The sequence below is a fragment of the Polaromonas sp. P1_G2 genome (assembly GCF_056405515.1).
In genome coordinates this window covers 1-7646 of record NZ_JBFUBY010000200.1, presented here as the reverse complement: position 1 = coordinate 7646, position 7646 = coordinate 1, and the positions used below count along the sequence as shown (strand labels likewise).

Here is a 7646-nt window from a genome sequence, read left to right as displayed (position 1 = left end):
CTTTGTAGGCTGCTGGCGCTGGCCGGGATTGCGTGAATCAAGCGCCGGCTAAAGCGTCAGCGCTTGGTCTTTGGTGCGAAACGTTGCTGATTCTATAATCAGCGCACGAGCAACACTATCAGGGATCGATATGGCATTGGCTTGGTTTGACGCCGGCGAGGCAAAAAAATTCGGCGCGTCTCTTGCGCGGTTTTTCCTGGAAAAAATTCCCAAGGTAGCGGAAAAGAAGGACAAGGAATTTGCCAAAAAAGTCGATTACACCTTGGAGAAAATGGCGGTGCAGATTGTTCAATTCAAGGCACAGCATAAATTGAACACCTACAAGAAAGCCCAGCTTGGGAACGTTTTCAAATGGACGCTTCTCGATGCCGGTATTCCAGCAGACTACGCGGACGAGATGACGCGTTGGGTGATTCAGCGGGTTAGATAAACGGTCGGAGCCCGCCAATTCTGACGTGACAAAAGTGTCACGTCAAAAATTCAAGGTGACAAAAACTGCGCCAGAAACCCTGTTTTCCCAGCGATCTCCATGGCAGGAACATGGTGTTCAAGAGGGGGCAGGTACTGGCATGAAAACTGCTGAGTTCTAAGGCCTTTTTGGTTTTTATTGCTTTTCATCTAAGGAGTTTTTTATGAAACGTTCCCTCCAGCAGGGTTTTACCCTGATCGAATTGATGATCGTTGTCGCGATCATCGGTATTCTGGCCGCCGTGGCTTTGCCTGCTTACCAGGACTACATGGTTCGCGCCAAAATGTCTGAAGTGATCCTGGCCGGTTCCTCTGGCCGTACGGCCGTCGCGGAAACCTACGCACAGAAGAACACCATGACGCTGTCGGCACTGTCCATGGGTGTGCAAAATCAAACTTCGAAGTATGTGGCTTCCGTGACCTATAGCGGCACATCTTCCACCCAGGGTGACATCATCGTGATTACCCAATCCGCCGCTGGCCTGCCTACCGGTGCTTCCGGCAAGACGGTGGTATTGCGTGGCCAAGTTAATGACACGACTACCGGCCAGGTGAAGTGGAGCTGCGGCGGCGGCACCAGCCCCGTCGAAGCCAAGTACCTGCCAAGCTCTTGCAAAGATTTCTGATCGATTGAAGTATCAAAAAAGCCCCTTGGCCTTTCGCCAAGGGGCTTTTTTCTTTGCCTCTACGCTCTCCATTTCCATGCGAACTTCGCACATTATTGCGCTGGCTGCACTCGTCGTCGGTTCAGTTCTTGTGGCCGTTTATGGGCCAGGTTTGCAGGGAGGCTTCTTTTTCGATGACGGACCCAGCATCCTCTTTGCGCAAGGCGTGCGCCTGGAAAACCTTTCGTTGGAGTCGATTCATCAAGCGCTCCTGAGCGGCGGCGCGGGCCCTTCCGGGCGTCCGGTAGCCCAACTGAGTTTTGCGCTCAATTATTATTTCAGCGGTTTCAATCCGTTTGTGTTCAAGGCGACCAATCTTGCGATCCACCTGGCTTGTGGTTTCCTGGTGTTTTGCCTGGCGCACCGCATCCTGACCACCGCCACGTCCGCGGCGAAACAAAGCAACACGCTGATCGCATCCGGCGCTGTGACTGCCTTGTGGCTGCTGCAGCCTATCCAGCTTCTTCCTGTTCTGCTCGTGGTGCAGCGCATGACGAGCTTGTCCGCTTTTTTTCTTCTCGCCGCCCTGCTGCTTCATATAGGCGGACGGGAACGAGGTGGCCAGACTGGTGCCGCCTGGATCCTGCTGGCGTGGGCGATTTTCTGGCCGCTGTCCTTTCTCAGCAAAGAAACAGGCGTGCTTTTGCCTCTGTTTGTACTTGCCTGGGAGGTGATTCTGCGCAGAGCCTCATCCGGCAAGCTGGACCGTTTTAGTCGTGGCTTTATTACTGTGACAGGTTTTTTGCTGGCGGGAGGGGCAGTGTATGTACTCCTGGGGCGTGCGCAATGGCTGTGGGCCGGCTACGATCTTCGCCCGTTCTCGCTTATTGAGCGGCTGCTGTCAGAGGGGCGGATACTGTGGTTCTATCTCGGCCTGATGGTTGCACCGCGGATAGGGCCGTTTGGCCTGTACCACGACGATATCGCCGTTTCCACGGGCCTGTTCTCACCATGGACGACTTTGCCGGCGCTGCTCGGGCTGGCCGGCCTGGCTTGGCTGGCTTGGCGGGTCCGCAAAAGCGCGCCACTCGCAGCCTTCGGGATTACATGGTTCTTGATTGGGCACAGCCTGGAATCCACCGTGCTGCCGCTGGAACTTGCCCATGAGCATCGCAACTACCTTCCTCTGCTGGGCGTCTTGCTGGTCGCCGCATGGGCACTGGTTCGCGCGCTGGAGGGCCCGCGGCAGCACAGAACGGCGGGCCTCTTGCTTGCGGGCTTAGCTCTGGTCTATTCTTCCTTTGTCACGGGGCTTCGCGCGAACCAGTTCGGCGATGAGCTGCGGCGTACCCAGATCGAAGCCCTGCACCACCCGGCCTCGGCCCGCTCCCGGCATGAAGCGGGGCTCGTGCTGTCCGACTTGCCGGACGCCACTTTGCCGGACTCACGAACCTACGTTCTCGCCCGTGGGCACTATACGGCAGCCACCGAAGTCGATCCGAATTTCAAGATGAGCTTGCTTGGCTTGATCCAGCTGGACTGCAAGGCCAAAAATGCGGTGGAACGGACCGAGATTGACGAGCTGTCCCGCCGCTTGCGTAAAACACGCTTTGCACCGGGCGACAGCGGCGCGCTCTACAGCCTCAAGGCAATGGCCATTGCGGGTACGGCATGCCTGGGCAGGGCCGAAGTTGACGGCTTGTTCGCGGCCGCTCTTGCCAATCCCGATGTCTCGCCTGCGGTACAGTCCATCCTGCATTCCTGGCATGCAGACTATTTGTGGTTGCGCGAGCGCGATGGTCCGGCAGCCCGCATGGCCCTTGGAAGATCATTGGCGCTGAACCCTGGCAATCCGAGCAACCGCCTCAAATGGGCACAGCTGCTGCTCATTTCAGGGGAGCGAGAGCAGGCGCGGCGCTTGCTGCTCGAGTTGCAAGGCGAGAGCTTTTCGGCAGAAGAACGGCAAACAATCAACGAACTGCTGGCAGCAAAATAAGGTGACACGACAGTTACGCGAACCGCCCAGGCTTTCAATGACCCACACAATCAAAATCTCTGTTGTCATCCCCGCCAGAAATGAAGCGGCAAATTTGCGCGCTATCTTGCCCCAGCTTGTTGCGCTCCTGCCGGATGCCGAAATACTTGTTGTCGACGACGGGTCGACTGACGGCACGGCTGCCGTATGCCTCGAGTCCCGTGTCACGCACCTGAGGCATCCCTACCCCAAAGGCAATGGCGCGGCGATCAAAACCGGTGCTCGCGCGGCGCGGGGCGAGGTGATTGTGTTCATGGACGGCGACGGCCAGCACAAGCCCGAAGACATTCCGAGCCTGCTCGAGGAGTTCAACAAGGGCTACGACATGGTGGTGGGCGCGCGGCAGGCGGGCTCGCAGGCCGGCCTGCACCGTGCGGCCGCCAACGACATTTTTAGCCGGTTCGCCAGCTGGATGGTGATGCAGCCGATTGCCGACCTGACTTCGGGATTCAGGGTGGTTCGAGCAGCCCGGTTTCGCCAGTTCCTGTATCTGTTGCCGAATGGGTTTTCGTATCCCACAACCATCACCATGAGTTTTTTCCGCGCCGGTTACGGTGTGGCCTATGTCCCCATCCACTCACCCCGCAGGGCGAATGGCGCCAGCCATATTCATCCCTTGCGCGACGGCTTGCGGTTCCTGTTGATCATCATCAAGATAGGAACGCTTTTTTCGCCGCAGAAACTTTTCCTTCCGATCAGCGGAGGTTTCTTCCTGACGGGGCTTGCTTACTATCTGTATACCTACCTGACTGCCGGCCGTTTCACGAATATGAGCGCGCTGTTGTTTCTCTCCGCAATTTTCACTTTTCTTATCGGCATCGTTTCCGAGCAGATTTCCGCGCTGCATTACAAGGATATTGATAGCAGCGACCAAGAAGGAAAATAGTGAAGCCTCGAGGCAATGAAATTTTGAGGAATTTCCTCGGAACTCCTCCCCTATGATTGCTCACCTCCTTCGTCTCGCTCCTTCACGCGGCTTGACTGCGATTGCGCTGGCTCTGGCCGTTGTCGCGATGGTATTGGGGCTCATGCAGTATGCGGCAGGTGGCCGGGTTGCGTACACGATGGATTCGTTGACTTACCCGGACGTGGCGGTGAACTTCGTGGCCGGCCGTCCGATGCAGTCAAGCAATGTCGCGACGCCGGTACCCGAGTCCGTGCCTTTGCTTAACTGGCCACCCGCTTATCCGGCGCTGTGGGCATTGATCATGAGCGTGGGGCATGCTGATATTGACGACGTGCCTTCCTTGTTGAATCCGGTGTTACTGATTCTGACCACGCTGACGATATTCTGGGTAGGCATGATGGTCACTGGGCGGTCTTCCATTGCCGCGGTCATTGCGTTGGTGAATGCCTTCACGCCTGGCAACATGGTCGTTTACGGCCATGCATGGAGCGAGACACTGTTTATTCCCCTGCTGCTGATGGCTTATGCGGCATTCTGGAAATACCGGACATCCAGACAGGAACTTATCTGGCTGGCCGTTGCAGCTGTTTGTGTGGGAATTGCCAATTGGGTCCGGTACGCAGGCGTGGCGTTCTTGCCGATACTTGGTGTCTCGGTGTTGCTGGCATCGGGCGCGGCGTTCTGGCGGCGGGTTTTGCATGCCGCAGGTGCGATGCTGCTGGGCGTCATATTGATTTTGCCCTTGTGGCTTCGCAATTGGCAGCTGGCCGGCAACATCTCCGGATCGACCCGTGGTGGCGTGTCGAGGATGGAGCGGGGCTTTGAGGATGCGGCTGCCATCATCGATCTGGCTGAACATTCATTCTTTGCCTTCAGCATGGTGCTCAGGGCAAATCTTGAAATTCCAATTCTTGTCGCGGTTGCCATCCTGGGCGTGAAAGCTTTTCGGCGCCGTGGTTTTCAGTGGCTTCGCCCGCCGAAAATATGGCTGCCAATCGTCTGGGCCACGGGCTACCTGCTATTTCTGCTGTACGCAAGAAAAGCTCAAGCAGACGTGGACCTGGATCTGCGCATGTTGGCCGTGGCTGGGCCCTTTCTTCTTTTCGCCCTGATTCCGGCAGTCGATGCTGCGTTTGCCGATCGCTTCTGGGATCTGAAAAAAATAGTGATAGTTATGTTGCTTGGTTGGTTAATTAATACCGGTCTGCAGCAGGCTAACAGAACTCACGAGAACTATTCGTCGGATGGTGTGCCTCGTTGGCGCGCTACCTTCGGCCTTGGATACCGGGACATGAGGAACACCTCTGTTTCGAGTCGAGCGCTGACCGACAACCTCGCGAACATCGATCCGTCCACGTTGATACTGACGGACTACCGGGCGGTTCATCTCCGCTATCTCACGGGAGGGAAAATCTATTCACCCCACGCCAGTAATTGTTCGGGCTGGAGGGGCGCACCGGCCGAAAGCGTGCTGTTCATTGGTGCCACTGAACTACCCGCCTGGGCAGTCGACTGCCTAAAAGCACCCTCCCATTGGCGCTTGCAGCGTCCCACCGGGCGGGCCGCGCCGTCGGTGTATGCCGATTAGGACCTGAAAAATGGGGACAAAAAAACGGGTGCTGGTTCTGACCTCCACTTTTCCGCGCTGGCAAGGTGACAGCGAGCCTCCGTTTGTTTTCGAGTTGGCCCGCAGGCTTGGGGATAAGTTCGAAATTCTTGTCCTGGCTCCCCATGCCGATGGCGCAGAACGGTTCGAGATGATGGCTGGTATTGAGGTCGTCCGCTTTTCCTACGCCTTTCCGCGCTGGGAAAAGCTCGCCTATCAGGGGGGAATTCTCGCAAACCTGAAGCAAAACCGTTGGCGCTTCTGCCTGTTGCCCCTCTTTTTTGCAGCGCAAGTTGCTGCGCTGTGCCGGCTCCTGAGCCGGCAACAGATTGATTTCATTCACGCCCATTGGCTGGTTCCGCAAGGGCTAAGCGTGGTCATTGCCGGTCTGCTGGTGAGAAAAATGCCGCCTCTGCTCTGCACTTCGCATGGGGGTGACCTGCTGGGTTTGAATGGCTGGCTGCTGACACGGATAAAAAAATGGATCATCCGCCGTTCTTCACGGATCACGGTGGTTAGCAGCGCCATGGTAGCGTGCGCACGCTCGCTGGGAGCAAGACCTGATCAACTGAACACGATCTCCATGGGAGTCGATGCGCAAACCTTGTTTACTCCCAATTCCTCCACGGAACGCGCCGACAAGGAGCTGTTGTTTGTCGGGCGATTGGTTGAAAAGAAGGGCATCCCATTTCTACTGGCCGCCATGCCCGAAATTATTCGTCGGCAGCCCGGAACGCGACTGAGTATTGTCGGCGATGGGCCCATTGGAGATGCACTCAAGCAGCAGGTTGATCGCCTTGGTATCGGGTATGCCGTCACGTTCAGGRCAGCCCTTCCGAATTCAGATCTTCCCGAGCTTTATAGGCGAGCAACAGTTTTTGTGGCCCCATCCATCGTCACAGCCCAAGGTGACCAGGAAGGGCTGGGCTTGGTGCTTGTCGAGGCATTGGCGTGTGAATGCCCCGTAGTGGCTTCTGATTTGCCGGCGATACGCGATGTCATCATCGACGGCGATACCGGTTTGCTGGTGCCGCAGAAAAACCCCGCCGCCATCGCCGACGCTGTAGTCAAGCTATTGATGGAGCCTCGTCTACGGCGGCAGCAGGCGCGCAGCGGCAGGGCGCACGTCATGCAGCATTTCGATTGGGATGGTGTTGCCGCCCGCTATGGCCGCTTGTTTGACGAGTTAGACGAGACCGGACGACAATGATTTCGATACATCCATGAAAAGCCTTCACCGCCAAGTATTTTGTTCTACACGCCATGCATTATGAAGACAACCCTGCAAACAGCTATCGGCAAATTTAGACAGGACCCCTTTGGTTTCCTTCGCCGGGCCTTCTACAAAACACTTGTGGCTCCGATGAAATACCGCACCAAGGACGGTTATGACGCCGCACGGTACTGGAGTGACAGGTTCACGCGGTACGGCACTTCCTTGAAAGGCGTGGGAGACGAGGGATTGTCAGAGCAGAATAACCAGGTGATGTATGAAAAGGCCTCTGCGGATTTTCTTGACCTGTGCCGAATGGAGGGAATCGATATTGCAAGTGCTCGTGTGCTGGAGATCGGTTGCGGAAACGGTTTCTACACCGGGCTGCTCAAGGAGCAGGGCGCCACTCGTTATTTGGGTCTTGATATTACCGACGCATTATTTCCCGTACTGACGGCGCGCTTCCCCGGGTTTCAGTTCATTCGCCGAGACATCACGGCCGACGTCCTGGATGGTGAGTTCGACCTGATTTTGATGATAGACGTGATTGAACACATCGTGAGCGAGGAAAAGCTTGATTTCGCCATGAGCAACGTGCAGCGTTGCCTTGCCGCTAACGGCAAGTTCATGGTGGCCCCGGTTGCCGCTCAGGGTCGGCACTCCCTCTTTTATGTGAGATTCTGGACGATTGAAGATATCAAGAGACGGCTTTCGGCGTGCCTGTTCGGTGAGCCAAAATCGTTTCGAGATGACAACCTTTTGWTAGCAAGAAAACCGCCCAGACAACTTCCGAGTGCAGGCTAGGGCAATGG

Annotated in this window: 8 protein-coding genes; all 8 read left to right on the top strand. The window is 56.5% G+C overall.

The features are described 5' to 3' along the window. The first annotated feature begins 130 nt into the window (after positions 1-130). From AC1D0P_RS18215 to AC1D0P_RS18180, 8 genes are read left to right on the top strand one after another with little or no spacing between them, the layout of a single operon-like run. Positions 131-430: a hypothetical protein gene (locus tag AC1D0P_RS18215; RefSeq protein WP_477678040.1), complete on the top strand. Its 300-nt coding sequence runs from the start codon at positions 131-133 to the stop codon at positions 428-430. Positions 431-455: 25 nt separating this feature from the next. Continuing rightward, positions 456-590, top strand: a complete 135-nt coding sequence (locus AC1D0P_RS18210; protein WP_477678039.1) for a hypothetical protein — start codon at positions 456-458, stop codon at positions 588-590. Positions 591-632: 42 nt separating this feature from the next. Next, a complete protein-coding gene (locus tag AC1D0P_RS18205) occupies positions 633-1094 on the top strand; it encodes a pilin (protein ID WP_477678038.1) in 462 nt (153 codons plus the stop codon). Between the two features lie 25 nt (positions 1095-1119). After that, entirely contained in the window at positions 1120-3069 is a 1950-nt protein-coding gene (locus AC1D0P_RS18200; RefSeq protein ID WP_477678037.1) for a tetratricopeptide repeat protein, read from the top strand. Positions 3070-3106: 37 nt separating this feature from the next. Next, positions 3107-3994, top strand: coding sequence for a glycosyltransferase family 2 protein (locus tag AC1D0P_RS18195; RefSeq protein ID WP_477678036.1), 888 nt, complete (start codon positions 3107-3109; stop codon positions 3992-3994). A gap of 52 nt (positions 3995-4046) precedes the next feature. Beyond that, complete coding sequence (locus AC1D0P_RS18190; protein ID WP_477678035.1) at positions 4047-5603, top strand: hypothetical protein; 1557 nt, start codon at positions 4047-4049, stop codon at positions 5601-5603. A gap of 10 nt (positions 5604-5613) precedes the next feature. Next, positions 5614-6831 carry a glycosyltransferase gene (locus tag AC1D0P_RS18185; RefSeq protein WP_477678034.1) on the top strand — a complete coding sequence of 406 codons (1218 nt, stop codon included), beginning with the start codon at positions 5614-5616 and terminating at the stop codon, positions 6829-6831. Positions 6832-6891: 60 nt separating this feature from the next. Then, a complete protein-coding gene (locus AC1D0P_RS18180; protein ID WP_477678033.1) occupies positions 6892-7638 on the top strand; it encodes a class I SAM-dependent methyltransferase in 747 nt (248 codons plus the stop codon). The last annotated feature ends 8 nt before the right edge of the window (positions 7639-7646 follow it).

Coding starts and splice junctions, on each gene's coding strand:
- AC1D0P_RS18215 (WP_477678040.1), top strand. CDS start 131: ATGGCATTGGCTTGGTTTGACGCCGGCGAGGCAAAAAAATTCGGCGCG.
- AC1D0P_RS18195 (WP_477678036.1), top strand. CDS start 3,107: ATGACCCACACAATCAAAATCTCTGTTGTCATCCCCGCCAGAAATGAA.
- AC1D0P_RS18205 (WP_477678038.1), top strand. CDS start 633: ATGAAACGTTCCCTCCAGCAGGGTTTTACCCTGATCGAATTGATGATC.
- AC1D0P_RS18190 (WP_477678035.1), top strand. CDS start 4,047: ATGATTGCTCACCTCCTTCGTCTCGCTCCTTCACGCGGCTTGACTGCG.